This window comes from Catellatospora vulcania (genome assembly GCF_009720385.1).
GTDB lineage: Bacteria > Actinomycetota > Actinomycetes > Mycobacteriales > Micromonosporaceae > Catellatospora > Catellatospora vulcania.
The window spans coordinates 594,368-618,871 of record NZ_ML769301.1 but is presented as its reverse complement, the minus strand read 5'-3'; the positions used below and the strand labels follow the sequence as shown (position 1 = coordinate 618,871).

Genomic DNA, 24,504 nt, shown 5'->3' with positions numbered 1-24,504 from the left:
CAGGCAACCGTCACTTGCGGTTGTACCGGTGCATGGTCAGCGTGCCGAACACGGCCGTGCACACCGCGCTCGCCACCAGCACCCAGGTGATGGCCCCGGCGTCGGGAGCGCCGGCCATCACCGAGCGCACCGCGGCCACCAGGTGCGTGATCGGGTTGACGTCCACGAACGCCTGCAGCCAGCCGGGCATCGTCAAGGGCTGCACGAAGACGTTGCTGAGGAAGGTCAGCGGGAACAGCACCAGCATGCTGACGCCCATCACCGACTTCTCGCTGCGCAGGATGAGGCCCAGCCAGGTCCAGATCCAGGAGAACGCGAACGAGAACAACACCAGCAGGCCGATCCCGCTCAGCACGCCCATGGCCCCGCCGCCGGGCCGGAAGCCCAGCGCCAGGCCCACCCCCACGATGACGACCGCGGCGAGGACGTAGCGCAGCACGTCACCGAGGATCATGCCGACCAGTGCGGCGGGCCGCCATACGGCCAGGGTGCGGAAGCGGTCGAAGACACCCTTCTCGATGTCGGTGTTCAAACCGACCCCGGTGTACATCGTGATCATGACGACGCTGGTGACCATGATCCCGGGCAGCAGGTACTGCAGGTACTCACGCGGTGAACCGGCCAGCGCGCCGCCGAACAGGTACGTGAACATCAGCGTCATGATGATCGGGAACATCGTGACGTCGAACAGCTGCTCGGGCACGTGCTTGATCTTCAGCATCGCGCGCCAGCCGAAGGTGAGCGACGCCGACACCGGGCCGGGCCGGCGCGGTTTCGTGCCAGGTGCCAGCACAGCTGCGATGCTCTCGGCCGACGGCGTGTAGGCGGTCGCGTCAGGGGCGACAGTGGCGGTGCTCATGCCTTCTCCTCGTTGCGCGCGGCCTTGTCGGTCAGGGCCAGGAAGACCTCGTCGAGGCTGGGCTGGCCGAGGGAGAACTCGTCGACGACGATGCCCGCTCCCGCCAGCTCCGCCAGAGCCCGCGAGCCCGCCGCGGCGGCGTCCACGGCGGCCCCCGAGCCGCCGACCCGCGCGGTCAGCGCCACCGGGTCGGCCTCCTGCTGCACGGTCGTGTCCAGCACCTTCGCCAGGATGCGCTCGGCGTCGGGCCGCTGGGCGGCGTCGCGCAGCCGCAGGTGCACCGTGCCCGCCCCGATCGAGGACTTGAGCTGGCCCGGCGTGCCCTCGGCGATGACCCGGCCCTCGTCGATGACCGCAATCCGGCCCGCGAGCTGGTCGGCCTCGTCCAGGTACTGCGTGGTCAGCAGCACCGTGGTGCCCTGCGCCACGACCGCCCGAATGATCTCCCACACCTGGTTGCGGCTGCGCGGGTCCAGGCCCGTCGTCGGCTCGTCCAGGAACAGCAGGTCCGGGGTGTTCAGGATGCTGGCGGCGATGTCGATGCGCCGCCGCATGCCGCCGGAGTACTTCTTCACCTGCCGGTCGGCCGCCTCGGTCAGGCCGAACGCGGCCAGCAGCTGGGCTGCGCGCTCGCGGGCGGCCGGTTTGCGGTAGCCGAGCAGCCTGCTGAGCAGGATCAGGTTCTCGGTGCCGGTCAGGTCCTCGTCGACGGACGCGTACTGGCCGGTCAGGCTGACCCGGGTGCGCACCTTGTCGGCCTCGGTGCGCAGATCGTGCCCGAACACCCGGGCCTCTCCCCCGTCGGGGCGCAGCAGCGTGGCCAGCATGCGCACCGCCGTGGTCTTGCCCGCCCCGTTGGGCCCGAGCAGGCCGTACACCGTCCCGGCGGGAACCGCCAGGTCGAGGCCGTCCACCGCCCGGGTCTTGCCGAATGTCTTGACCAGCCCGGCAGTCTCCACTGCCAGACCGGTTCGGTTCACCGCCATCGGATTCCTCTCGTCCACCACGTCAGCGGCCGGGTCGCACGGTGCACCGACCCCGCCACCCGGTAGGCGCCAGACGCCCCGCCAGATCAGATCTGGCGGGGCGTGCGCTCCGCCGTCATCGGGTCAACCGAGGACGCGCGCCCGGTGGAAACGGGTCAGCCGAAGGCGCGCAGTTCGTAGATCCGGGTGGCGATCTCGGCGCCCTGGGTGGGGGTGCCGACGTTCAGCCGGACGTAGCGACCTGTGACGTTGACGGCGTGGGTGCTGGTGGCCGCGGTGTTGGCGGTGACGTTGACGGCCTGGGCCCAGGTCACCCCGTCGGCGGACACCGAGATGGTGAACGCCTTGGTGTTGAGCGCCGCCGATTCACCGCCCGCCTGTGCATGGGCGACCTCGAACCGGTTGATCGCCCGCGTCACGCCGAGGTCGACGCGCAGCCAGGCCCCGGACACGGCGGAGCAGAACTTGTCGGCGTTGCCGCCGTTGACGGTGCCGTTCACGGCCTTCTCCGGGCCTTCGCTCGCGGCGCAGGCGGCGGTGCCGGTGGCGGGTCGACCGAGCGCGAAGTTCGTTCCCACCACTGCGGGCGGGCTGACGGCGACGTTGTCGAAGGCCGCCGCCGCGTTGAACACCCGCACCCCGTTCGCCCCGGTGGGGTAGGTAGCGTCGGTGACGTTGATCTTCGGGGTGGCCATGTCGCCGACGTACACCTTGATGGAGGATCCGACCGCGGTCACCCGCAGCCGATAGGTCGTGCCCACGGCGACGGTCATGGCCGTGGCCTGCAACTGGGTCCAGTTGTTGTTGACCCGGCCGAGCACGACCCGGCCCGCGGGGCTGATCCCGGCGTAGTAGCCGGTGTAGCTGTCCGTGCCCACCGCGGCGTTGGTGGTCCGGAACAGCAGCCCCGCGTCACCGCCGCCCGACGTCACGGCCACGTCGGCGTCGTAGGTGAAGTCGCCGAAGTTGGTGTCCAGCAGCGCCTTGCCGCCCAGTGAGTTCGCGGCCGTGTACCGGCCGCCCGTCGCCGACCAGGAGCCGCCATAGGTCCGCCAGCCCAGCGCGTTGTTGTCGGCGAAGTTGTCGCGCACCCGCATGGTCACCGGAGCGATCGTGCCGTCGGCGTTGAAGACCATCCGGTCGTACGCGAGCTGCCGGTGGTTGCCGTCGGTCTCGCTGAGCGGGCGGCGGTGGTAGACGATGTACCAGGTGTCGGTGCCGGGGATGTTGACCACGGAGTTGTGCCCGGAGCCGCGGGCCACGGCCGCGTCCTGGGCGAGCACCTTGCCGAGCCGGGTGAACGGGCCGAGCGGCGAGTTCGCGATGGCGTAAGCGACGGAGTAGTCGGGGCCGGTCCAGCCGCCCTCGGACCACATCAGGTAGTACTTGCCGTTGCGCTTGAACATCTGCGGGCCCTCGACGTAGCCCGCGGGCGTGATCTCCTTGTAGACGCTGCCGTCGACATGCGTGCCGAGGCTGATCATGTCGGCGTTGATCTTTACCACGTTGGCGTGGCCCCAGCCGCCGTAGAACATGTAGGCCTGGCCGTCGTCGTCGATGAAGACGTCCTGGTCGATGGGCTGCGCCCCGTTCTGGAACTGCGCGATGAGCGGGCGGCCCAGCGCGTCGGCGTACGGGCCCTGGGGCTGGGTCGCCACCGCCACGCCGATGCCGCCGAGGGCGGCGTTGTTCTGGATGTCGTTGGCCGCGAAGTACAGGTAGTACTTGCCGTTGCGCTGGATCGGGGCCGGCGCCCACATCGCGTACGACGCCCAGGAGACGTTCGCCTTGGTGAGCACGTTGGCGTGCTTGGTCCAGTTGACGAGGTCGGTGGACGAGAACGCGTCGAGGTAGGTCTGCTCGGCGTAGCTCTTCGAGGTGGTCGGGAACACCCAGTAGCGGTCGCCGTAGACGACCGTGTCGGGATCGGCGTACCAGCCGTCGGCGAACGGGTTGCCCGCCTCGCTGGTGGTGTAGTCGGGCGGCGCGGCCGGGGCTGCGGGCGCGCCGAGGACCATCCCGGCGAGGGCGGCGAGCAGGGTGGTGGCGGCGATGCGGCGGAGACGGTTGCCCATCGGCTCTCCAGTCAGTGGATCGGGTCGGCTTCGCTCACGTTCAATCCCACATCAACGAAACCGAACACATGGGAACGCAAAGTGGCCGCCGTACCACCGGCCATCAATATACGTCGACACATAGCGATTCGGCGATGCGGCGCACGGATCCCCTGCGCCGTAAGCGAACCGGCGATTACACCGATGCAGACGGTGGGGCGGTGCTCCGATGCTCTTTGGCACCACGCGCATCGTCCCAACGGAGGGCTCCCGCAATGCGTATCCGCCAACGTCTCATCGCCATCGGCGCGGCCATGGTCGCCGCCGCGGCACTCGTGGTCGCCCCGTCCACGCCCGCGAACGCGGCGACCAGCACACCGGTGATCTTCGTGCACGGCTTCATCGGCAACTCGTCCAACTGGACCACCGCGCTTTCGGTGTTCCGGTCCGGCGGTTTCACCAACCTCTACACCTACGACTACAACTGGGCCGGCTCCAACCAGATCAGCGCGGCCGGACTGCGTGACAAGGTCAACCAGGTCAAGGCCCAGACCGGCGCGTCGAAGGTCGCCATCGTGAACCACTCGATGGGCGGCCTGGTCACCCGCTGGTACCTGGAGGAGCTCGGCGGGTCGGCCAACGTCAGCCACGTCGCGTCGATCGCCGGCGCGAACCACGGCACCACGTACGCCGGCGCGTGCCTGATCAACGCCTCGTGCATCGAGATGTACCCGGGCTCGCTGTTCCTGCTCGACCTGGCCGACGGGGACGAGACGCCCGGCGCCGCCAAGTACCGCACCTGGTACTCGGCCTGCGACGGCATCATCATCCCGTACACCAGCACCCGGCTGGACGGCGCGACGAACACCAACGTGCTGTGCGAGACCCACATCGGGTTCCTCACCAACACCAGCGTGCTGACCCAGATCCGCGGCTTCATCGCGGCCTGATCCCCGCGCGGCGCTCCCCTCCCTCGGGCGGGGAGCGCCGCCGTGCTCAGACCGATTCGAGTTCCCGGGGCGCGTCCTCGGATGCGGCCGGGCGCTTCTTCGGGATGCTCGCCCGGACGGCGAGGTAGTACAGCCAGCTGCCGATCAGGACCATCACGGCGGCGACCGGCCACCGGTACGGGCCGGGCAGGTACATCGCCAGGAACCAGGACTTCACCTGGACCCCGGCCAGCAGGAAGATCATCGGCACGAGGCCCTGCGGGAAGAGTGCGATCGAGCCCAGCGTCCAGCCGACCAGCGCGATCCGGGCGTCCCGCTTCGACACCTCGGCCCTGACCCCCTTGTCACCGGCCACCTTGACGCCGACTGCCTTGACGCCGCGGCCGGTCCGCAAGAGGAACAGCAGCTCCGTGCCGCGCGCCCGCAATTGCGTGACCGCCACGCGCCCGAGCCACCATGCCAGCAGGACACCCGTGGCCACGCCGACCGGCACCGCCGCCCACAGCAGGAACTCGTTGCCGTACACGGTGCCGAGAGTGAGCAGGACCGCGGGCGGGACGGCCGGCAGCAGCCCGCCCCAGAACATCAGGTTCGCCTGGCCGGTGGTGTCGCCGTGCTCCAGCGCGTTGTCCGGCCGCCGGTGGGCGTCCGGGCCGGGGGCCGCGGCCACCACCGAGATGAGCGTGCCCAGCCCGGCCCCACCGCCGAGCAGCGCCGGGAGCAGCGCCAGGACCCACGGCCAGGTCCAGGTCAGCCCGCTCCACACGGTGAAGCCGACTGCGACGGCGTACGCCACCGGCCCGAAGATCAGCAGATAGGCGAGCTGCCGTCCGCGTACGTCGGCGCGCTCGCTGCCGGTGTGCAGGGTCAGCCACAGCGCGGTGCCGTCCTGGCCGTAGAGGTTCGACACGGACGCCCCCGCCATCACGGCCAGCGCGGGGGCCGCCCAGGGCAGCAGCAGTCGCTCGCCGAACGTGAGCGGCAGCAGGGTCGTGCCGAGGGCCCACACCAGCGGCACGAACACCGCCTGCGTGCGCAGCGGGTCGCGCCGCCAGGTACGCAGCTCCTTGCGCAGCACAGCCCCGGTACGCCCGGCGAACAGTCCCCGGCCGGACGGGGCGACCTCGCGCGAGCCGCGGATGGTGACCCGGGCCCGGCGCGGCGTGCCCAGGCTGCGACTCCAGACGAGCAGCAGCGCCACGATGAGCAGGCCCAGCCCGGCGAGCGCGGCCAGCGCCCGCCACCACCGCCCGCCACCGGCCGACTCGACCGCGACCAGTCCCCACCCCGACGGCAGTGCGCGCACCGTACGCGTGAAGCCGGACCCGAACCCGGTGTCGAGCACGCCCGAGACCTGGATCGCGACGGCGACCATCCACCCGGACTGGCTGAGCACCATCATCGCCGCGATGAGCGCCCCGGTGAACGCGGCGCCGATGCGGGACTTCGCGACGACCCCGAACACGACCGTCGCGACCCGCGACAGCAGCACCACGAAGACCACCTGCAGCACCACTGCGGGCACCGCGACCAGCACTGCCCCGAAGCCCAGGCGGGCGGCGTAGACGAGCAGGCTGAGGAACGCCAGCAGGGTCACCGCGGTGGTGACGCCGACGAAGGCCGCACCGAGCAGCCCGACGGCCAACTGCCGGCGCGGCACGGCGAGCAGGGCGAAGTGATCGGCGCGCAGCAGCGTCGAACCGCCCCAGACCGGGCCCACGACCCAGCCCAGCGCCCACATCAGGTAGACCGCGGCCAGCAGGTCGGCGACCACGGCCGGCTGCGCTGTCTCGACCAGGCTGAGCCAGATCGTCGCCCCCGCGAGGACGATCCCGAGGACCCCGCCGACGACCATCCAGGCCGCCTTGCCGCCCGTCATCGAATGGCGCAGGATCGCCAGCTTCATCCGGACGAGGACGGCGACGGTGGTCGGCCCGCCGCTCAGGACGCCAGCCACGACAGGCCCTGCCCGGCGTCGACCTCGACACCGACGAGACGGACGAAGGCGTCCTCCAGGGTGCCGCCGCCGCGGACCGCGTCGAGCGGGCCCGCCACGACGACCTTGCCCTTGGCCATCACGGCGACGGTGTCGCACAACTGCTCGACCAGCGCCATCACGTGACTGGACAGGATGACCGAGCCGCCGCCTCCGACGAAGCGCACCAGGATCGACTTGAGGGCGGCCGCGGAGACCGGGTCGACCGCCTCGAACGGCTCGTCCAGCACCAGCAGTCGCGGGGCGTGCAGCAGTGCCGTGGCCAGGCCGATCTTCTTGCGCATGCCGGTGGAGTAGTCGACGATCAGGGTGCGCTCGGCGGCGCCCAGCTCCATCACGTCGAGCAGCTCCTGGGTACGCCCCGTCAGGACGTCGTCGGGGATGCCGCGCAGCTGGCCGAGGAACGTCAGCAGTTCCCGGCCGGTGAGGCGTTCGGGCATGGCGAGCCCGTCGGGCAGCACACCCATGAGCGCCTTCGCCCGGACCGGGTCCGACCAGACGTCGACGCCGAACACCGCCGACCTGCCGGCGTCGGGTCGCAGCAGGCCGACCGCCATCGACAGCGCCGTCGTCTTGCCTGCGCCGTTGGGTCCGACGAGCCCGAAGAACGACCCCTGTGGCACGGCCAGGTCGACGTGGTCGACGGCGACGGTGTCGCCGAACGCCTTGTGCAGCGCGGTCAGCCGCAGCGCCGCCGGTTCCGCGACGGACTCGGTTTCAGCGACCTGCCCGGTCGGCGTCTCCACGATCATTCCCCCGGCTGCCGAGGGTTCGGGACCGGGCTGCGTTCCGGGCCGGACCACTCCATGGTGAGGGTGAGATGACCTTCGCTGGCGGCCTTGGCGATCACCACACCGGACTCGGCGGTGATCTTGATGCCGATCTCGACGGTGAACTTGTCCGGCCGCTTCGGCAGCGAGCTGACCTGGTCGGTCACCGTCTGGATCACTGGGCGCAGGCGGCTCATCATGGTCTGGAAGCTGTCCCGCGCGGTGGTGATGTGGTCGCCGACGCCGGCCGCGACCAGCTCGTCACGGTCACCGTCACTCGGCTCCACCAGCAGCTGTGTGCCGTCCTCAAGGGTCACTTCGATCAGCGGTTGCATGGTCAGCCTTTCCAGCTGGGACAGATGTCCTCGTCGTCGGGGTTGCCCGCGGCGTTGGCCCGCTCCTCATCGGTGAACCCGCGGCTGAGCACACCGCACAGACTCGCCCGCCACTGCTGCGGGTCGAGGGAGTACCGCTGTATACCGAAATCGGTGTCGCTGGCGGTCAGCGTCGTCGCGTCCCCGTCGATGCTGATCCGGTCCAGCCCGACATCGTCGGCCCTCGGCAGCACGAGGGTACGCAGGAGTTCCCCTCTACCTACCGACCACACCGCGATTTGCTCGCCCTTCTGCAGGTACAACGTGTCACCGTGCAGACTCTGGATCTGGCAGCAGATCTCGACCGCGGTGTTGTCGGGAGGCGTCATCGGCGCGCCTGACCTCCCGGTGCCGAAGTCGGCGACGCGGACCTGGCCGCGCTCGCCGCGCACCGCGAGGCGGTCGCCGCTCTCGTCGAAGACGAGCTGCTGGGGAAGCAGCTCGCCTTCGAGGTGGAAGATGTCCTGCCGCTTGCCGGTGTCGATGTTCCACGATGTCATATCGCGGTCGGCGGTGTGCAGCACCAGCAGCCGCCGCAGATCGCTGTAGTCGCACTTTCCGTTGCTGGCCTCGGTGTCGATCCCGTCCTCGCCGGTCAGGTCGAGCGGATCCTGCGGGCGCATGCTCGGATAGTCCCACCGGCGCAGGATGCTGCCGTTGAAGTGGACCAGCGTCGTGTCGGTGCGCACGACACAGGCCCAGCCGAGCCGGTAGCCCTCGGGCGGCGGCGGAAGTTTCGGGCTGGGCCGCGTGTCCAGCCGGTGGCGTACCTGTGCCGGATCGCGCAGGTCGCGCAGTGACATGGTCTTGTCGTCGTCGGAGGCGGTGAACAGGTAGCGGTCGTCGGCGAGCAGCACCCGCTCCCTGTCAGGCAGCGCGCTGTTCACCCGCCGTCCCGAGGCGAGATCCCACAGCCGCACGGGTTTGGCGCCACGGGCCACCGCGAGCGATCCGACCGCATCCACGGGCTGCGCGTCGACCCCGGTCAGATCTGCGCCGAGCTCGGTGAGGCTGTCCCGGCGGACGTTCGCCACCACGACAGCGCCGTCGGCGGCGTAGGCCACCATCCAGCCGCCGTCGTGGGGCAGAGCGACCGGCACGACCCTTTGGCCGAAGAGCCCGTCCGAGCCCTGATGCGGCATGGCGACCGTGGTCGCCAAGCCCGTGTCGGTGTCGATGACGTGCAGGGCCTGCCGGCCCCGGGAGACCACTTCATCCGGCATGTTCAGTAGCACGTCTCCGGCCGGGTCGAAGCCGAGCTGGACACCGAACACCCCCATGCACGAGGTGGTGAGCTCCCGGACCTGTTCCATCGCGGGCAGCTCGTACATCCGCAGCGGCGACCGCCTGCTGAGCTGCGGACAGCGCACCAGCCACTTGCCGTCCGGGGTGACGCCCGCGACGTCGTCAGTGATCGTCTGCACGGACCGACCGGCGTTGACGTCCCAGATCAGGGTCTCGCCGGACAACAGCTTCAGCAGCACCGTTCCGGCATCGGGTCCGAACCACGCGTCCGTCACGTTCTCCGGGGGCAACGCGGTCTCGGAGCGGTCCCGCAGATTCCAGATCATCGCCCGTATCGGGTCACCCTCGTGCCTCTGGACGCGCAGCAGCAGGGCCTGCCCGGAGACGTCGAACCGTTCCAGGTTGATCCGGTGGTCGAACGGCAGGTTGACGCGCTCGCCGTCCGGCAGGATGACGAACACGTCGTGCGAACCGACGAAGGCGATCCTCGTGCCCGACTGGTCGGTGATGACATCCTGGGCTCGATCTGCCAGCACCTCAGAGACGGGCTGCCCGGCGCCGTCGAACCGCCAGCGGCGCAGGTCCGGCTCCGCGGTCAGCAGGGCCGGCGGATCGCTGGTGACAGCCAGTCCTTGCACCTTCTCAGTGCCGGGCAGCATGTGCTCGATGTTGTTGAGCTGGGCGTACAGCTGGAACAGGGCGCTCTCGGACTCCGGCAGCGCCCGGTTGTGGTAAGCCGTCAGCGCGGTCGCCACAGCCTTGCTCGGATCCGTCGTGAGCATCCGCACCGCCTGCGCGGCCTGATCCCGGGCGCGTGCGTCCCGCAGATCCGACTCGAGTTCCGCACTCTGAGCCTTCACCACGAGCGCGAACCCGCCGGTCGCCAGCAGCAGCACCACCAGTGCACCGGCGGCCGAGCGCCAGGCCCAGGTGAAGCGGCGGCTGCGCTGCTGGCTGGCCAGGATGAAGTCCCGGTCGGCCTGGGTGAGGTCGTCGCCGTTGGTGCGCAGCCAGTTGCGGGCCGCCTCCAGCCGCACGCCGCGCAGCGGTTCCTGCTGCTCGCGGCTGATGCGCAGGCTCTCGTACCACTGCCAGAAGTCGGCCGACTCCTTCAGCCAGTCCTCCAGCCGCTGCCAGCGGCGGGTCAGCGCGTCGTGGGTCAGCTCGTAGGTGACCGCCCCGCTCTCCCGGTCCTGCGATGTCACGACGAGCCGGGCGGCGGCCAGTTCCCGCGCGACGGCCAGCATCGCCGGGGTCAGGTCCTGGGCGCGCACCGGGCGGCGCAGCGCGGTCCCGGCGGCGGTCGGCTGCACCAGCCGCAGCATCAGCGAGCGCACCGCGGGCAGCTCGGCCTGCGGGATCCGCTCCCGCAGCACCTCTTCGGCGTATCCGGCGATGACCCCGCCGACCCCGCCGAGCGCGTCGTACGTCTCGTGGGTGAGCACGTCACCGGGCTCGGACCGCCACAGCCGTTCCAGCAGGAACTCCACCATCGGCAGGGCGCCCGCGGTCGCGCCCGCGTCGGTGAGGATGCGGTCCACCAGCCGCGGTTCGGCAGCCCGGCCCGCCGCCGCCAGCGGCCCCTCGACGGCCTCGCGCAGCGCGTCGCCGGTCAGCGGGGCCAGGTACGTGATCGCGTGGGTCCACGCCGCGCCGAGCCCGGACAGCGCCGCCGCCTGGTCCAGGAAGTCCGAGCGCAGCGTGACGATGACCCGGACCGTACGGGTCGACTCCCACAGTGCCCGCAGCAGCGTGAACAGCTCGGTCGCCTGGGCGGGTTCGTGGCCGACGAGTTCTTCGAGCTGGTCGACGACGATGATGAGCCGCTGGGCGTACGCGTGGTCGAGTGCCCGGACGACGAAGTCGCCGATCCGCCCGGCCCGCAGCGCGGCGGCGATCTCGGCGGGGGTGGCGTCGGGCAGGTCGAAGGCCTGCGACAGCGCGCGGGTGAGCACGCCATCGGCGGTGACCCCGGCCGCGACCCGCAGCCCGACGATGATCGCCGGGCGGGCCCGCAGCCGCGGCAGCACCCCGGCGGACAGCAGCGACGACTTGCCGGTGCCGGACGCGCCGTTGAGCACGGTGAACGGCTCCCGCCACACGGTTTCGGCCAGCTCGGCGGCCTCGGTCGCGCGTCCGAAGTAGAGCGGGGCGTCCTGCTCGCGGAACGGCTCCAGGCCCCGGAACGGGCTGTCGTCCCACCGGCCCGGCGGCTCGGCCCAGCCGGCCAGTTCCGGTTTCGCGGCGAGCAGCGCGGCCGCGGGCTGGGCGTACGCCGTGCGCCGCCCGGCCAGCGCCTCCGTTGCGACGATCATGCCGGTCACGGCCTGGCGCTCGTCGTCCCAGACCGGGCCGCCGCTGAAGCCCTGCGTCGCCCAGAAGCCGGCGTTGCGGTCGTCGTCGATCTGCAGCCAGCCGGAGCCCTGCCGGCCGTGCATGGTGCCGACGGCCCACACGCCGTCGGGGTGGTGCTCCGGGAAGCCGAACATCCGGCACCGGTGCCCCCAGGCGTCCGGCACGTCGACGAGGCGCACCGGGCGTACGGCGTCGGGGGCGGGTCCGGTCAGCCGGAGCACGGCGATGTCGGTCTCCCGCCGCGGCTGCCACAGCTCGATCACGGCCGTGCCGGTGGTGCCGGTGGCCAGGAAGCGGATCTCGACCTGCGCGCCGACCCCGGGCTCGGCGGGCAGGCGCGCGAACAACTTGGTGATCACGTGCGCGGCGGTGCAGACCAGGTCGGGCGCGGCCACGAACCCGGCCCCGATCGGATGACCGTTCGGGGCGTTGATCGAGACCATGCCCGCGTTCAGTCGTTCCTCGGCAGACATTCCCTGCCCACACCCTTTCCGCACCGGCCGGCGCGGAAGGGCCCCGGCACGACGAAGCCTCCATATTAGAGGCAGGTCCCGTCGCGCGAGGCCCCTACGGGAGGCGGTGGAGTCAGGCCGGGTCGAGGATGAAGACCGGGATCTCCCGGGTGACTTTGCGCTGGTAGTCGGCGTAGGTCGGGAACGCCTCGACCGAGCGGTCCCACCACAGGCGACGCTCTTCGCCGGTGGCCAGGTGCGCCCGGTATGCCTTGCGGACCGGTCCGTCCTGCAGCATGACCTCGGGATCGGCGACCAGGTTGTGGTACCAGTCGGGGTTGCTCGGCCGCCCGCCGACCGAGGCGACCAGGGCGTAGCTGCCGCCGTGTTCGACCCGCATCAGCGGGGTCTTGCGGATCTTCCCGGATTTCGCGCCACGCATCGTCACGACGACGACGGGCTTGCCCATGATCGTGGTGCCCTTGGTGCCGCCGCTGGACTCGTAGGTCTCGACCTGCTTGACCGACATGTCCCAGGTCCCGGGAACGTACTCCCCTGTGAGCTCCATTCGTCACACCTTAGGCGAACCGGCCGATCGCGCGGCAGCGACGCCCGCACGCCATGGCGGGGACGTGGACCCGGGCGGTGCGCAGCGAAGAGACGGATTTACCGAACACCGCTCCGGCCGCGGCCCGCGCGCATAAAATGATCTCCGTCTGAGCCGGTCGCGGCCCCGATCCGGGAGCACGGCAGCGGCCGGCGGTCCTGCTGACGGCACAGACCTCCGGCGGTGGCCGGTTCCGGGAGGTGCCCGCGAGGAAGGCGGAACCGATGGCACCGTCACCCGACCCGGCAGCCGACGCCGAGCAGCTGATGATGGGCGCCGTGCCCGGATCGGCGGCGCTCGGGCGCGGCCCCGTCCCGGACGGCGACTACGCCCGGCACGAGTACCACCACCCGGCGGCGGGCTGGGGTGCGGCGCGCAGCGTCGGCGAGGTCCTGCTGCGATCGCCGGAGCCGGTGGAGGGCATGCGGGCGCTGCTGGTCATGAACCATGAGGACGGCGGCTTCGACTGCCCCGGCTGCGCCTGGCCGGACGACCCGACCGGGCTGCGCCTGGACATCTGCGAGAACGGCGTCAAGCACGTCACCTGGGAGATGACCCCGCCACGGGCCGATCGGGCCTTCTTCGCCGCGCACCCGGTCGGCGAGCTGCTGAACTGGAGCGACTACGACCTGGAGGCGGTCGGCCGGCTAGCCGAGCCGATGGCCTACGACCCGGACACCGACCGCTATGTGCCGATCTCCTGGGAGGACGCGTACGCCCTGGTCGGTAGCACCTTGCGCGGCCTGGCGAGCCCGCACGAGGCGGCGTTCTACACGTCCGGGCGGCTGAGCAACGAGGCGACTTTCCTGTACCAGCTGTGGGTGCGCGAGTTCGGCACGAACAACCTGCCGGACTGTTCGAACATGTGCCACGAGGCCAGCGGCCGGGCGCTGACCGCCGCCATCGGCTCCGGCAAGGGCACCACCGACCTGGCGGACTGGGAGCAGGCCGACGCGATCTGGCTGATGGGCGACAACGCGGGCAGCAACGCGCCCCGCATGCTGACCTGGCTGGCCGAGGCCGACCGGCGCGGCGCGGCGCTGGTGCACATCAACCCGCTGATCGAGGCGGCCTCGCGCCGCACCATCGTGCCGCACGAGTTCGTCGACATGGCCACCTTCCGCACCACCCGCACCGGGACCCGCAACGTACAGGTCCGCATCGGCGGCGACCTGGCGCTGATGCGTGGCGTGGCCAAGGCCGTGCTGGAGGCAGCCGGCAGCGACCCGTCCGTGCTCGACCGGGACTTCATCGACACGCACACGTCCGGCTTCGACGACTACAGTGCCGCCGTCGCGGCGACGCCGTGGGCGGACATCGTGCGGGGCTCCGGCATCAGCGAGGCCGACATCCGCGCGCTGGCCGCGTCGTACCTGGACTCGCAGCGCGTCATCATCGCGTGGTGCCTCGGGCTGACCCAGCACGAGCACGGCGTGGACACGGTCCGCGAGATAACCAACGTGCTGCTGCTGCGGGGCAACATCGGCCGGCCGGGCGCCGGGCCGTCACCGGTCCGCGGGCACAGCAACGTGCAGGGCAACCGGACCTGCGGCATCGACCACCGGCCGGGCGCGGCCTTCCTGGACCGGCTGGCGCAGGCGTGCGGCATTGACCCGCCGCGCGAGCACGGACTGGGCACGGTGGCGGCGATCGAGGCGATGCGGCGCGGTGAGGTGAAGGTGTTCGTCGCGCTCGGCGGCAACTTCGCGCTGGCCGCGCCCGATCTGCCGCGCACCTTCGAGGCGCTGCGCAATTGCGACCTGACCGTGCAGGTGAGCACCAAACTCAACCGCAGCCACCTGGTGCACGGGCGGCGCGCCCTGATCCTGCCCTGCCTCGGCCGGTCCGAACGCGACCGGCAGGCAGGCGGCGAGCAGGGCGTGACCGTCGAGGACTCGATGGCGACGGTGCACATCTCGTACGGGATGAAGGATCCGGCCTCCCCGGACCTGCGCTCGGAGTGCGCGATCCTCGGCGGCATGGCCCGCGCGACCCTGCCGGACAGCCGTACGCCCTGGCAGGACTACGTCGACGACTACGACCGCATCCGCGACACCATGTCCCGGGCGCTGGAGGGTTTCGAGGACTTCAACGCCCGCGCCCGCCGGCCGCACGGTTTCCGGCTCGCCCAGCCGGCCCGGGAGCGGGTGTTCCTGACGCCGTCGGGCCGGGCCGAGTTCTGGGCCGGGCCGCTGCCCGACGACGTCGACCCCGGCGAGGGGCGGCTGACGCTGACCACGGTGCGCTCGCACGACCAGTTCAACACGAGCATCTACTCCAATGACGACCGCTACCGCGGCGTACGCGGACTGCGCACGGTCATCTTCATGAACTCCGACGACATGCGCGACCGCGGGCTCGCGGAGTTCGACCTCATCGACGTGACCAGCTTCTCCCGCGACGGCAGCCGGCGCACCGTGTACGGGTACCGGGCGGTCGCGCACCCGATCCCGCCGGGCAACGCGGCCGGGTACATGCCGGAGCTGAACGTGCTGTGCGGGCTCGCCGACGTCAGCTCCCAGAGCGAGCAGCCGGTCACCAAGCACCTGGTCGTCGAGGTGACCAGGCAGCCCGTCACGGCTGGTGGGTGAACGCGCCAGGGTTGCGGGTGGTCCATTCGAGCAGCGGCTCCAGCGCTGCCATCAGTTCCAGGCCGCGGGGTGTGGGCGAGTAGAGGATCTGCACCGGCGTGGTGGGGATGACCTGGCGCTCGATCAGGCCGTGCTGCTCGAGTTCGCGTAGGCGCTGGGTGAGCACCCGGTCGGAGATGCCGTCGGCGAAGGCGCGGTAGTGCCCGAAGCGGCGGGCGCCGCGCCGCCCGGCCAGCATGATCATGCCTACCCAGCGTCGGCCGAGCAGTTCCAGCACCGGCTGGAAGCCGCGGCAGGCGGCGTCGCTGGCGTCGTGGTGGTCGGGCACGTAGGCCGAGAGCGCACTGGTCACTTACCGATAGTAAGCAGCTAACCAGGGTTTTGCCCACTCGGCCGCACCACGCCAAGCTGGGGATACGCGGTGATCAAGGTCCTGCCGCGGGGTCGGCGGCATGACCGCCGGCTGCCCAGCCACCGGAGAAGGAACCACGACATGCTCATCCAGGTCATCAACGGCACGACCCGCGAGGGACGGTTCAGCGAGCGGATCGCCCACTGGGTGCTCGGCTTCGCCCGGCAGTACGACGGGGTCGAGTTCGAGCTGGTCGACCTGCGCGACCATCCGCTGCCGTTCTTCGACGGGAACGCCCCCATGTGGACCCCGCGGCAGTACGCCGACGAGGCGGTGGCCCGGTTCGGGCGCACCGTGGACCGCGCCGACGGCTACGTCGTGCTGGCCGCCGAGTACAACCACGGCTACTCGGCAGTGCTCAAGAACGCCATGGACTGGACGTACGCCGAGTGGCACCGCAAGCCGGTCAGCTTCGTCGGGTGGGGCGGCGTCGGCGGCGCGCGGGCCATCGAGCAGTTGCGGCAGGTCGTCGTCGAGTTCGAGATGGCTCCCCTGCGCCACGCCGTGCACATCGCCCCCGACCTGTATCTGCCCGCCCGCGACCAGGCCGACCCGACCGACACGGCCGTGTTCGCACCCGCCGAGCCGTTCCTCAAGAAGCTCACCGACGACCTGCTGTGGTGGGCCGTGGCGCTGCGTACCGCGCGGACGCGCGACGCGGCCTGACCGCGGCCGCCGGCCGGCGGCCGTTGACGGGGCGGCGGGCGCCCGGCCGGCCAAGGCTTGACCTCAACCGAACCTGAACTTCTAGGTTGCCTCCAGGGCCGCGGTGAACGACCGTGCTGCCCGCTCAAGGAGGTTCACATGACCGACCACGCTGAGATCCCCGAGCGCTACCGCTACAGCGTGATCCCGCACATCATGGTCGACGACGCGGCCGCCGCGATCGACTTCTACCGGCGGGCGTTCGGCGCCCGCGAGGACATCAGGATCGACGCTCCGGGCGGCGGGATCCTGCACGCCGAGATCACCGTCGGGCGGTCGGTGCTCATGCTGGGCGACGCGAGCGTGGCCGAGGCTGAATCCGGCTCCTTCGCCGCGCCGGCCTCGCTCGGCGGCGGTACGACCGTCACCCTGCACGTCTACGTTCCGGACGTGGACAGCCTAGCGAAACAGGCGGAGGCGGCGGGCGCGCAGATCCTCCAGCCGCCGACGGACATGTTCCACGGTGACCGCACGGTCATCCTCAAGGACCCGTCCGGCCACATGTGGGTGTTCCTCACCCACCTCGAAGACGTGCCGGAGGAGGAGCTGCACCGCCGCATCAGTCGAGCGGAGCCGCCCGGCTCGCCCGCGGAGCCGCAGGCTCCGACCATGCTGATCGCACCTGCCGCGGTGCCGGTCAGCACCACTCGTCGCGTCGTCCCCACGTCGTCCACACCCCCGCCGACAGCCGATTTCCCCAGCCTAATCGGGTTCACCGTCACGAATGCCCAGTTCACAACCTAGGTCCAGATCAGCTGGGCGGCGTCCCGGACGGACGCTGACATCAGCTTCACGCCCCGCACGCCGCCCGCAGCTGCTCGGCGGGTCCGCGCAGAACCCGGTGCTCAGCTCCGCCGCACAGGCCCGGATCAAGTTCAAGAAGGACAAGAACGAGATGCGCGTGGTGGTCACGTGCGCGGGAGACGAACCCAGTGTCCAGGTCCTGCCGGACGACGACTGACGCCGCCCTCGCGTCAGCTCGGTGCGTCGCCGAACCTGAACACCATGTCGGACCAGCCGTTATCAGCCACTCCCGCGTCGAGTGCCGCGCTGATCGCACGTTCCTCGTAGGCGAAGTGGGATTCCATGATCGCCATGAGTCCGTCCAGCTCGCGCCCGACAGCGTCGAGCGCGGAGCCGTCCGATCGGGCGGCTACGGCGGCGAGATCGCCCACCCGGGACAGGATCGACGTGATCAGCCCGTGGTCCTCGACGAGTTTGGCGATCGTCGGGGCGAGATCGGGGCGCTCGTGGAGTAACCGGTCGAACATTCCGGTGTCCTCGCCCTGGTGGTGCGAGGTCAGCGCGGCGCAGAACGCCAGGCAGTGGGTCAGCAGCACGGCTGCGCCGAGTTCGCGACGCGCGATACCCGATCTGATCTCACGGACGCGTTGCCGTAGTTCCTGATGTGCTCGCGCCAGCTGCAGGCTGAGGGCGACCGCACGGTCGCCGTCGGGGGAAGCCACTGGTGGGCGGGTCCCTTCGATCCCGCACCTCCATGCCTGGCGCAGTCCGCCACCGGCACGCGATGCTGCCGCCATCCGATCATGGCGGGTGCGGGGACCGCAAGCTCACCGCCCGGTGCTAGCCGTCGAGCGGCTTCGCCATGATCTGCTCCCGGCGCACACCGTCCGGCATCAGGTCACCGATCTCCTCGGTGAGGTGGAAGCCGTTGCGGCGGTAGAGCGCGGCGGCGGAGGCGTTGCCGTCCGCCACGGCCAGCTTCAGCACGTGCGCGCCCACCTGCCTGGCCCACTGCTCCACCGCTGCCAGCAGCCGGTCTCCGACGCCCTGGCCGCGGGCGTCGGGATGCACCCACATCGAGATCAGCTCGACCACGCCGGGTTCGCCGGTCGGCACGCCGCTCGCCATGCCGGCCGGGCGGCCCCCGATCGTCGCGACGAGATTGTGCGAACCGGGTATCTCCAGCCGCCCGCGCCAGCGCTCGGCGCGATCACCGTCGCCCTGCCAGTCCGCAAGCCGGGCCCCGAAGGCGTCCGGCGCCTCGGCCAGCGCGGCAAGCCGCAGTTCCCGCCAGACGGGCCAGTCGTCGGCGGTCAGCACCCGCAATTCGATCATGGACAGCAGTCTGCCCGCACGCCACGCATACCCGCCAGCGCTTTCTCCTGCCCCCGCCGGTCCGCTTCGCATCGGCCACGGCGTGGCTCACGCCTCGTCGCGGTGCAGGAGGTCGTCGAAGATCTCCCTGCGTACGAGCACCCGTGCCTGCCCGTCGCGGACCGCGATCAGCGGCGGTCGGCCCACCAGGTCGTAGTTGGACGCGAGCGGGAAGTGGTAGGCGCCGCAGCCGGGCACGGCCAGCAGGTCGCCGGGCCGCAGGTCGGCGGGCAGCGGCTCATCGCGGACCAGCACGTCGCCGGTCTCGTCGTGGCGGCCGACCACGGTCGTCGACACCGTCGCCACCGGACTGGCCCGGCCGACCAGGACCGCGGTGTAGCGGGCGCCGTAGAGGGCCGGGCGGGGGTTGTCGCTGAGGCCGCCGTCGACCGCGACGAGCTGGTGGCCCTGCTCGTGAGGCCACGGCTGAGCAGCGCCTTCGCGGCGTAGTACACCTGGGTGGGGCCGAAAGCCGCGCCGTAGGCGGCGCAGCGTTCCCGGACGTCGGCTTCGTCCAGGACATAGGCGGGTGTGCCGAACTCCTGCTCGATCTCCATCAGCGGCACGCCGCCGATGCTGACGCCGCCACGCCCGTGTGTGGTGGTCAGCGGCCACAGCGCCCGATCGAGCCGGCGGGGCGGCAGCGAGGTGCGCAGTGAGGGCAGGACGTCGCCGAGGGTCATCGCGACCCCGCCGACCGGGACGTGAGGGGAGGTGGTGGACGTGCGGATGGCCGGGCGGGCCGCCGTATCGGCGGGGTACGGCGAGGGGGCTGTCGGTGTCACGGTCCCATGACACCTGGACATCAGGTGTGCCGCCCACGGCCTTGACACGATCGCTACGGCGTCGGGCGGCTTCTTGACGCCGCGGCGGCGGCGACGGACCAGGGCCGGGTGTGGAGCACGCCGGTATCGCGGCGCCGTGCCGTCAGCTCGGCCGGAGCCGGGCGACGAGTTCCGTGGCGCGCCGCCACCAGTACTCGTACCGGCCCGGGAACAGGTCGTTCAGCGTGTCGAGGCGCTCGAACGCCTCGGCAGCGTAGGCCGGGTCGTCCTCGGCCTCGCCGATGAGCAGGCAGACGTTGGCCAGGGAGCCCGCGACCAGCAGCGGCGCGTGCTCGGCGTACTCGCGCAGGATCGGCTCGGCCAGGCGCGCGGACCGTGCGGCGTCCGCCCTGCGCCCCTGCGCCAGCAGGACCTCGGCCTCGGTGGACAGCGGCATCCCCCAGCGGCGGCGCTGCGCGGCGGTCGCCGGTGCCCCGTCGGTCTCGCGCAGCACGCGCTTGGCCTCACCGACCGCGGCGAGGGCCTCGTCGAAGCGGCGCATCCGGGTCAGCGTCGTGGCGTGGTTGGTCAGCGCGGTGGCGAGCAGGTGCCGGGTGGGCCGGTCGGCCTGCGTACGGGCGAGCGCGATCGCCTCCGTCTCGGCGGCCTCGGCGTCGGCGAAGCTGCCGAGCAGGGTCAGCGACGTGCCCCGCAGCACGAGCAGCTCGATCTCGATGTCGCGGTGGCCGCCCGGGGCGGTGGCGCGCAGCACGTCGAGGGCCTGGCCCAGCGGCGCGAGGGAGTCGGCGGTGCGGCCGAGGTCGGCCAGCGCCGCACCCCGGTTGAGCAGCAGGGGCACCCGGCCGACGGCGGACAGCACCTCGGGCGCGGTCTGCTCCAGCTCGGTGAACAGGTCCAGGGCCTGCTCCCCCGCGGCGAGGCTCTCGGCCGCCCGGCCGAGCTGGCGCAGCACGAAGCTGCGCAGCGACATGAGTTCCGCGCCCAGCACGTGCACCAGCTGCGATCCCTGGACCGCGGGCGAGCGCCAGACGGCCTCCGCAGCATCGAGCACGGCCAGCGCGGCGGGACGGTCCGGCTCCTGCTGCACGGCCAGCCAGCGGGCCATGCACAGGCGTACCCAGACCAGCATGGTCGCGCCGTCGTCGCCGTCCAGCGCGTACTGTGTCTCCAGCTCGCGGGCGAGCCGGAGCGCGCCGGCGTGGTCGCCGAGGTTCGCGAGCCGCTGGGCCGAGGTGAGTGGATCCTGCTGCACCCGCCCAGCCTGCCACACCATGATCGCGAAGGGCGTTGCACGCCGTCATACCTAGAACTAGTATGCATAGCAGTTCTAGGTATAGGCGGTGTCCTCGTGCACATCACGAAAGATCTCGTCGCGGCCTCGGCGACCCCCCTCGTGCTCGGCATCCTGGCCGAGGGCGAGAGCTATGGCTACGCGATCCTCAAACAGGTCAACGAACTGTCCGGGGGCCATCTCGAATGGACCGACGGGCTGCTCTACCCGCTGCTGCACCGGCTGGAACGGCTGGGCCACGTCGAGGCGACCTGGCACACCCCGGTGGAGGGGCGGCGCCGCAAGTACTACCGCATCACCGACCAAGGCCTGAAGGAGCTGGCTGAGCAGCGCCGCCAGTGGGCCGCGGTCGTGGACACCCTGCGCGGCGTCTGGAACGCCGGCACGGCGCTGCGCCCCATCCCCGCGCCCGCCTGGGGCGTGACCGGATGACCGTCGACAGCGGCAGCGACCTCGAGAAGCAGATCGCCGAGTGGCGCGCCTACATGCGCCGCCGGCGCGAGCTGCACCAGCCCGACGCCGAGGAGCTGGAGGACCACCTGCGCGACCGGATCGCCGAGCTCACGGCGGCGGGACTGCACAGCGACGAGGCGTTCCTCATCGCCGTCAAGCGCATGGGCAGCCTCGACGAGCTGTCCCGCGAGTTCGCCCGGGAGCACTCCGAGCGGCTGTGGAAGCAGCTGGTGCTGACCGGCGACGACACCGGCACACCAGCCGCCGGCGCGCGGCGCGACCTGCTCATCATGATCGCCTTCGCGGTCGGGGCGGCGCTGGCGTTCAAGGTGCCGGCCCTGTTCGGCGTGGACATCAGCGACAACAGCGGCGGCGACTTCTACCTGCGCAACTTCGGCCTGTTCGCGCTGGCCCCGCTGGCGGCCTACTTCGCGTGGCGGCGGCGGGTGAGCCCCGGCGTCCTCGGCGTGCTGGCCGCGCTGTTCGCCCTCGGGGCGGTCGCGGCCAACGCCTACCCGACGGCCATCGAGTCGCAGACCGCGGTGCTGGCGGCGATCCACCTGCCGATCGCGCTCTGGCTCGTGGTCGGGGTCGCCTACGCGGGCGGCGAGTGGCGATCGGACCGGCGGCGGATGGACTTCATCCGGTTCACCGGCGAATGGCTCATCTACTTCGTGCTCATCGCCCTCGGCGGCGGCGTGCTGACCGCGTTCACCGTGAACATCTTCTCGGCCATCGGGCTGGACGCCGAGACGTTCGTCGGGTCGTGGCTGGTGCCCTGCGGCGCCATGGCCGCGGTCGTGGTGGCGGCCTGGCTCGTGGAGGCGAAGCAGAGCGTCATCGAGAACATGGCCCCGGTGCTGACCCGGGTCTTCACCCCGCTGTTCACGGTCACGCTGCTGGTCCTACTCGGCGCGATCGCCTGGACCAGCAACGGCATCGACGTCGACCGCGACGTGCTGATCATCTTCGACCTGCTGCTGGTCGTGGTGCTCGGCCTGCTGCTGTACGCCATCTCGGCCCGCGACCCCGCAGCCCGGCCCGGCATCTTCGACAAGCTGCAACTCGCCCTGGTGCTCAGCGCGCTCGTCATCGACGTGCTGGTGCTGGCGGCGATCACCGGCCGGATCACCGAGTTCGGGTTCACCGCCAACAAGACGGCCGCGCTGGGCGAGAACATCGTCCTGCTGGCCAACCTGTCCTGGTCGGCCTGGCTGTTCCTCGGCTTCATCCGCGGCAGGCTGCCGTTCGGCCGGCTGGAGCAGTGGCAGACCCGCTACCTGGTGGTGTACGCGGCCTGGGCCTGGATCGTCGTGCTGGCGTTCCCGCCCTTGTTCGGCTTCGCCTGACCCCAGGCATCCCCTGATGGGCGACGGCGCGGCTGAGATCAGCCGCGCCGTCGCCATTTCAGTCGGCAGGGCGGTTGCCGAAGGCCTTGCGGTAGGTGCGTGGCGGCACGCCCCGGCGGCGCACGAACTGCTCGCGCAGCGCGGCCGCGGATCCGAATCCGACCTGCCGGGCGACCTCCTCGACCGGCAGGTCACTGGCCTCCAGCAGCTCCTCGGCGCGGTTGAGCCGCTGTGCCAGCAGCCAGGCGTGCGGGGTGCTGCCGGTCGCGTCGGCGAACCGGCGCAGGAACGTGCGGCGGCTGGTGAGCGCGCGGGCGGCCAGCTCGTCGACGGTAAGCCGCCGGTGCGTGTTGGCGCGGGCCCAGGCGAGCACCGCACCGAGCCGCTCGTCCTCGAAGCCGTCGGGCACCGGCGCGGTCACGTACTGCGCCTGGCCGCCGTCGCGGTGCGGCGGGATGACCAGCTCCCGGGCGACGTCGTTGGCCGCCGCGGCGCCGAACTCGCGGCGGATGAGGTGCAGGCACATGTCCAGGCCCGCCGCGGCCCCGGCACCGGTGACGACCGGGCCCTCGTCGACGTAGAGGACGTCGGTGGCCAGCTGCACCGCGGGATAACGCTCGGCGAACTCGGCGGCGAAGCGCCAATGCGTGGTCGCCCGGCGCCCGTCGAGCAGGCCCGCCTCGGCCAGCACGTACGCACCGACGCAGTGGCTGGCCACGGTAGCGCCACGGGCCGCCGCCGCCCGGAAGGCGTCCGCGACCGCAGCCGGCGTCTCCCGGAATCGGCTGCCCGGCAGCGCGATGACCAGGTCGGCTTCGGCAAGCCGGTCGAGCCCGGCGTCCACCTGCACGGCGAGTCCCAGATCGGTGCGCACCTGGCCCGGCTGCGCGGCGCAGACGTCGAAAGCGAACCGGCCGCTGAAGATCTCGCCGACCAGCCCGAGGCCGAAGGCCGCCACACCCTCGGGGGCGTACACCGTCACAGATCGGAAAGACATGCCGTGATGATGGCACGTTCCTTGCGATCAGTGGCAACCGTGCCGGTCGTCCTCGTCGGCCCGGCGTCACACGATTGCCGCATGGACCGACGCACCCCGATAGACCTGCTCCGCCCCTGGCGTGAGTGGCACCGGCCGCTCATGGTCAACGTGATCCTGATGATCGCACTCGCCCTCGTCGCCGCGGTCGGCATCGCCGTCGACGACCGCACGATGCTCGGCGAGTCGGTCTGGGTCAAGCCACTGAAGTTCGCCATCGCCTTCACGCTGTACTCCGGCTTGCTCGCCTGGCTGGTGACGAAGCTGCGCAAGGCCCGCAGGTTCGGCTGGTGGGCCGGCACGGTATTCGCCGTCGCCGCGACCGCCGAGGTCGCCGGCATCACCGTCCAGGCCGCAAGAGGCACGTTCAGCCATTTCAACAGCAACCTCGACGACACCGTGACCGTCGCCATGACCCAGCTGTTCACCTACGGCGTCGCCGGAATCCTCATCGCACAGCTGGCCGTCGCCGGGACGGCGCTCGCCCAGGGCGCCTTCGGCAAGCCCGTCACCAGGGCCGTCCGGCACGGCCTGGTCCTGGCCACCGTCGGCATGCTCGTGCCGGTCTGGTGGATGACGACCAACATCAGCGAACGCACGGTGGTCGACGCCAACGGTGCCGCCGTCACGATGTACCAGGGACACGGCATCGGCGACCTCGACGGGCACGGCATGTTCCTGACCAACTGGAGCGACTTCCGCGTGCCGCACTTCGTCGGGCTGCACGGCATACACGTGCTGCTCATCACCGCCGCGGCACTGGCCGTGCTGGGGCGCAAGGTGCCCGCGCTGCGCGACGAGTCGGTGCGGGCCCGGCTCGTCACGATCAGCGGCCTCGCCTACGCGGGCCTGCTGGGGGTGCTCACCTGGCAGGCCGGGCGCGGACAGTCGCTGATCCATCCCGACGCCGCCACGGCACTGGCCCTGGGCGTGGTGTCCGCCGGCGCCGCCGCCGCGGTGGGTGCGGTCCTCGTGCCGACGCTCCGGCGGGCGGCAACCGCCTGAACCAGGCAGCTGCGCCGCCGGCAGAAACCACCCGCCTGCCGGCGGCACAGCCCTGTCCACACGCCGGGTCAGGCGATCGAGTCGTACCCCGTACCACGCGGACGCGTCCAG

At 71.4% G+C, this 24,504-nt stretch carries 21 protein-coding genes; 7 read left to right on the top strand and 14 right to left on the bottom strand.

Annotated features, from left to right (window positions below; all coding sequences use genetic code 11):
- Positions 1–10 precede the first annotated feature (10 nt).
- From F6W97_RS02700 to F6W97_RS02690, 3 genes are all read right to left on the bottom strand, one after another.
- On the bottom strand, positions 11–859 hold the full coding sequence (locus F6W97_RS02700) for an ABC transporter permease (protein ID WP_155368473.1): 849 nt from the start codon (positions 857–859) through the stop codon (positions 11–13).
- Complete coding sequence (locus F6W97_RS02695) at positions 856–1,845, bottom strand: ATP-binding cassette domain-containing protein (RefSeq protein WP_155368472.1); 990 nt, start codon at positions 1,843–1,845, stop codon at positions 856–858. Before F6W97_RS02695 ends, F6W97_RS02700 begins: the two co-directional genes overlap by 4 nt.
- 155 nt (positions 1,846–2,000) lie before the next feature.
- Positions 2,001–3,920 carry a family 43 glycosylhydrolase gene (locus tag F6W97_RS02690; protein ID WP_196278943.1) on the bottom strand — a complete coding sequence of 640 codons (1,920 nt, stop codon included), beginning with the start codon at positions 3,918–3,920 and terminating at the stop codon, positions 2,001–2,003.
- Positions 3,921–4,174: 254 nt separating this feature from the next.
- Here F6W97_RS02690 and F6W97_RS02685 point away from each other — a divergent pair, with 254 nt between their 5' ends.
- A complete protein-coding gene (locus F6W97_RS02685; RefSeq protein ID WP_155368471.1) occupies positions 4,175–4,849 on the top strand; it encodes an esterase/lipase family protein in 675 nt (224 codons plus the stop codon).
- Positions 4,850–4,895: 46 nt separating this feature from the next.
- On the opposite strand, the gene F6W97_RS02680 is transcribed toward F6W97_RS02685, so the two are convergent.
- From F6W97_RS02680 to F6W97_RS02660, 5 genes are all read right to left on the bottom strand, one after another.
- Complete coding sequence (locus F6W97_RS02680; protein WP_155368470.1) at positions 4,896–6,806, bottom strand: hypothetical protein; 1,911 nt, start codon at positions 6,804–6,806, stop codon at positions 4,896–4,898.
- Positions 6,791–7,591, bottom strand: coding sequence for an ABC transporter ATP-binding protein (locus tag F6W97_RS02675; RefSeq protein ID WP_407924530.1), 801 nt, complete (start codon positions 7,589–7,591; stop codon positions 6,791–6,793). The genes F6W97_RS02680 and F6W97_RS02675 overlap by 16 nt, the downstream gene beginning before the upstream one ends.
- Positions 7,592–7,593: 2 nt before the next feature.
- Positions 7,594–7,950, bottom strand: a complete 357-nt coding sequence (locus F6W97_RS02670) for a CU044_2847 family protein (protein ID WP_155368468.1) — start codon at positions 7,948–7,950, stop codon at positions 7,594–7,596.
- 2 nt (positions 7,951–7,952) lie between these two features.
- Positions 7,953–12,062 (bottom strand): nSTAND1 domain-containing NTPase, encoded by a 4,110-nt coding sequence (locus F6W97_RS02665; protein WP_155368467.1) that lies wholly within the window; start codon positions 12,060–12,062, stop codon positions 7,953–7,955.
- Positions 12,063–12,174: 112 nt separating this feature from the next.
- Positions 12,175–12,609, bottom strand: a complete 435-nt coding sequence (locus tag F6W97_RS02660; protein ID WP_155368466.1) for a nitroreductase family deazaflavin-dependent oxidoreductase — start codon at positions 12,607–12,609, stop codon at positions 12,175–12,177.
- Positions 12,610–12,872: 263 nt separating this feature from the next.
- Here F6W97_RS02660 and F6W97_RS02655 point away from each other — a divergent pair, with 263 nt between their 5' ends.
- The gene (locus tag F6W97_RS02655) at positions 12,873–15,239 is read left to right on the top strand and encodes an FdhF/YdeP family oxidoreductase (RefSeq protein WP_230686353.1); all 2,367 of its coding nucleotides are present in this window, start codon (positions 12,873–12,875) and stop codon (positions 15,237–15,239) included.
- Here F6W97_RS02655 and F6W97_RS02650 read toward each other — a convergent pair.
- Positions 15,223–15,591, bottom strand: a complete 369-nt coding sequence (locus F6W97_RS02650) for a winged helix-turn-helix transcriptional regulator (protein ID WP_230686352.1) — start codon at positions 15,589–15,591, stop codon at positions 15,223–15,225. The two genes, F6W97_RS02655 and F6W97_RS02650, sit on opposite strands and share 17 nt — an antisense overlap.
- 141 nt (positions 15,592–15,732) lie before the next feature.
- Here F6W97_RS02650 and F6W97_RS02645 point away from each other — a divergent pair, with 141 nt between their 5' ends.
- Together F6W97_RS02645 and F6W97_RS02640 are read left to right on the top strand one after the other, a co-directional pair.
- Positions 15,733–16,317: an NADPH-dependent FMN reductase gene (locus F6W97_RS02645; RefSeq protein ID WP_155368465.1), complete on the top strand. Its 585-nt coding sequence runs from the start codon at positions 15,733–15,735 to the stop codon at positions 16,315–16,317.
- 138 nt (positions 16,318–16,455) lie between these two features.
- Positions 16,456–17,100, top strand: a complete 645-nt coding sequence (locus F6W97_RS02640; RefSeq protein ID WP_155368464.1) for a VOC family protein — start codon at positions 16,456–16,458, stop codon at positions 17,098–17,100.
- 230 nt (positions 17,101–17,330) lie between these two features.
- Here the strand turns inward: F6W97_RS02640 and F6W97_RS02635 are convergent, their stop codons facing one another.
- The 4 genes from F6W97_RS02635 to F6W97_RS02620 form a co-directional block, all read right to left on the bottom strand.
- Positions 17,331–17,897 (bottom strand): hemerythrin domain-containing protein, encoded by a 567-nt coding sequence (locus F6W97_RS02635; RefSeq protein ID WP_230686351.1) that lies wholly within the window; start codon positions 17,895–17,897, stop codon positions 17,331–17,333.
- Positions 17,898–17,940: 43 nt separating this feature from the next.
- On the bottom strand, positions 17,941–18,435 hold the full coding sequence (locus F6W97_RS02630; RefSeq protein WP_155368463.1) for a GNAT family N-acetyltransferase: 495 nt from the start codon (positions 18,433–18,435) through the stop codon (positions 17,941–17,943).
- Between the two features lie 87 nt (positions 18,436–18,522).
- Positions 18,523–19,089 (bottom strand): type III PLP-dependent enzyme domain-containing protein, encoded by a 567-nt coding sequence (locus tag F6W97_RS02625; protein ID WP_230686350.1) that lies wholly within the window; start codon positions 19,087–19,089, stop codon positions 18,523–18,525.
- 312 nt (positions 19,090–19,401) lie between these two features.
- Positions 19,402–20,511: a tetratricopeptide repeat protein gene (locus tag F6W97_RS02620; RefSeq protein WP_155368461.1), complete on the bottom strand. Its 1,110-nt coding sequence runs from the start codon at positions 20,509–20,511 to the stop codon at positions 19,402–19,404.
- Positions 20,512–20,607: 96 nt separating this feature from the next.
- On the opposite strand from F6W97_RS02620, the gene F6W97_RS02615 reads away from it, so the two are divergent.
- Both F6W97_RS02615 and F6W97_RS02610 read left to right on the top strand, forming a co-directional pair.
- On the top strand, positions 20,608–20,982 hold the full coding sequence (locus F6W97_RS02615) for a PadR family transcriptional regulator (protein WP_155368460.1): 375 nt from the start codon (positions 20,608–20,610) through the stop codon (positions 20,980–20,982).
- A complete protein-coding gene (locus F6W97_RS02610; RefSeq protein ID WP_155368459.1) occupies positions 20,979–22,352 on the top strand; it encodes a permease prefix domain 1-containing protein in 1,374 nt (457 codons plus the stop codon). The genes F6W97_RS02615 and F6W97_RS02610 overlap by 4 nt, the downstream gene beginning before the upstream one ends.
- Before the next feature lie 58 nt (positions 22,353–22,410).
- Here the strand turns inward: F6W97_RS02610 and F6W97_RS02605 are convergent, their stop codons facing one another.
- Positions 22,411–23,349: a helix-turn-helix domain-containing protein gene (locus tag F6W97_RS02605; RefSeq protein ID WP_155368458.1), complete on the bottom strand. Its 939-nt coding sequence runs from the start codon at positions 23,347–23,349 to the stop codon at positions 22,411–22,413.
- Positions 23,350–23,430: 81 nt separating this feature from the next.
- Between F6W97_RS02605 and F6W97_RS02600 the strand changes: the two genes are divergently transcribed.
- The gene (locus F6W97_RS02600) at positions 23,431–24,393 is read left to right on the top strand and encodes a hypothetical protein (RefSeq protein WP_155368457.1); all 963 of its coding nucleotides are present in this window, start codon (positions 23,431–23,433) and stop codon (positions 24,391–24,393) included.
- Positions 24,394–24,504 lie beyond the last annotated feature (111 nt).

What these genes read in the sequence shown, in the direction of transcription:
- F6W97_RS02655 (WP_230686353.1), top strand. Translation starts at nt 12,873, where the DNA reads ATGGCACCGTCACCCGACCCGGCAGCCGACGCCGAGCAGCTGATGATG.
- F6W97_RS02685 (WP_155368471.1), top strand. Translation starts at nt 4,175, where the DNA reads ATGCGTATCCGCCAACGTCTCATCGCCATCGGCGCGGCCATGGTCGCC.
- F6W97_RS02700 (WP_155368473.1), bottom strand. Translation starts at nt 859, where the DNA reads ATGAGCACCGCCACTGTCGCCCCTGACGCGACCGCCTACACGCCGTCG.
- F6W97_RS02670 (WP_155368468.1), bottom strand. Translation starts at nt 7,950, where the DNA reads ATGCAACCGCTGATCGAAGTGACCCTTGAGGACGGCACACAGCTGCTG.
- F6W97_RS02690 (WP_196278943.1), bottom strand. Translation starts at nt 3,920, where the DNA reads ATGGGCAACCGTCTCCGCCGCATCGCCGCCACCACCCTGCTCGCCGCC.
- F6W97_RS02605 (WP_155368458.1), bottom strand. Translation starts at nt 23,349, where the DNA reads ATGTCTTTCCGATCTGTGACGGTGTACGCCCCCGAGGGTGTGGCGGCC.
- F6W97_RS02635 (WP_230686351.1), bottom strand. Translation starts at nt 17,897, where the DNA reads ATGGCGGCAGCATCGCGTGCCGGTGGCGGACTGCGCCAGGCATGGAGG.
- F6W97_RS02640 (WP_155368464.1), top strand. Translation starts at nt 16,456, where the DNA reads ATGACCGACCACGCTGAGATCCCCGAGCGCTACCGCTACAGCGTGATC.
- F6W97_RS02665 (WP_155368467.1), bottom strand. Translation starts at nt 12,062, where the DNA reads ATGTCTGCCGAGGAACGACTGAACGCGGGCATGGTCTCGATCAACGCC.
- F6W97_RS02645 (WP_155368465.1), top strand. Translation starts at nt 15,733, where the DNA reads ATGCTCATCCAGGTCATCAACGGCACGACCCGCGAGGGACGGTTCAGC.
- F6W97_RS02610 (WP_155368459.1), top strand. Translation starts at nt 20,979, where the DNA reads ATGACCGTCGACAGCGGCAGCGACCTCGAGAAGCAGATCGCCGAGTGG.
- F6W97_RS02695 (WP_155368472.1), bottom strand. Translation starts at nt 1,845, where the DNA reads ATGGCGGTGAACCGAACCGGTCTGGCAGTGGAGACTGCCGGGCTGGTC.
- F6W97_RS02660 (WP_155368466.1), bottom strand. Translation starts at nt 12,609, where the DNA reads ATGGAGCTCACAGGGGAGTACGTTCCCGGGACCTGGGACATGTCGGTC.
- F6W97_RS02630 (WP_155368463.1), bottom strand. Translation starts at nt 18,435, where the DNA reads ATGATCGAATTGCGGGTGCTGACCGCCGACGACTGGCCCGTCTGGCGG.
- F6W97_RS02600 (WP_155368457.1), top strand. Translation starts at nt 23,431, where the DNA reads ATGGACCGACGCACCCCGATAGACCTGCTCCGCCCCTGGCGTGAGTGG.